The organism is Pseudonocardia sp. EV170527-09 (assembly GCF_008369905.1).
Classification (GTDB): domain Bacteria; phylum Actinomycetota; class Actinomycetes; order Mycobacteriales; family Pseudonocardiaceae; genus Pseudonocardia.
Window position 1 is genome coordinate 1 of the sequence record NZ_VRMC01000262.1, and the last position, 949, is coordinate 949.

Annotated in this window: 1 protein-coding gene; it reads right to left on the bottom strand. The window is 69.5% G+C overall.

Features of this window, described 5'->3' with window-relative positions:
- Nucleotides 1-125: 125 nt before the first annotated feature.
- On the bottom strand, nucleotides 126-368 hold the full coding sequence (locus tag FVA95_RS28975) for a hypothetical protein (protein ID WP_161992531.1): 243 nt from the start codon (nucleotides 366-368) through the stop codon (nucleotides 126-128).
- Nucleotides 369-949 lie beyond the last annotated feature (581 nt).

Consider the following 949-nt stretch of genomic DNA (forward strand, 5'->3'; position numbering starts at 1 on the left):
TCTCGTTCTCAGCAGAGCCCATAGGGTCTGATGTCATCACTCACAGTGCCCATCCCGCCGGACGCTGAGGTCCGGCGTGTCGGGCCGGAACCACCGTTCGTTGCACAGGCCCTGGCCGGAGGTGATCAGGTGGTCGCGCGGTTCGTGGCGCGCCCGGCGATCAGGACGTTGTGGTAGGCGGTCAGGGCGTCGCCGCTGGTGCGGCCGTCGTCCTGGACGTTCTGCGCCGCGCGGGCGGCGTCGGAGACGAGGTCGGGCAGGATCGGTTTGATCACGAGATCGAGGACGGCGTCGGCGAGGGCTCCTTCGTGGTCGGCGAGCACGTGCAGGGGCACTCCGGCGCGGTGCAGCGCGCCCCGATCAGGCACATCGGGCGGTGGTAGCCGGCCAGGACCATGACCACGGGGATGTCGCGGGTCAGGACGTCGGGGTTGGCGATGGCCGCTGTGTTGGACAGCCTGTCTGTGACGCTGGATCGGGTACCCGATCGGGTCCGGCGTGACGTGTTGGCCGCGGCGCGGCGCGAGCACGCGGGTCCGGACGGCCCCGACAATCCGTGAGGACGCACCCGTAAGGGTCTTACCAGCGGGTTTCGGCCACTAGTGTCGTCACTGGGTTGTGTTGCAGTCTGGCGGGCTTCCCGGATTTGGCGTAGGTGTTCGCTGAGTGCCTCTCGTGCTGCTTGTCGTGCCCCGCGTCCGGCCGGCCGGTCGAGTAGCGCCCGGTCGAGCCCCACCACCAGCGCAGTCCCTCGACGCGGGACCGGTGTCTGGTGGCCTTCTGGAACCCGGCTGGTGGTGGTGCGCATGCGGCCGATCTGGACTGCGCGGATCTCGTGCAGCCGCCCTTTCCAGGGACGCAGTCGTGCCCCGATGACTCGTAGTGGGTCGCGGGCGTCGGTGGTGACCGGTCCTCGTGGTTGGTCGGGCCGGTCGGGGTGGTGTTCGAG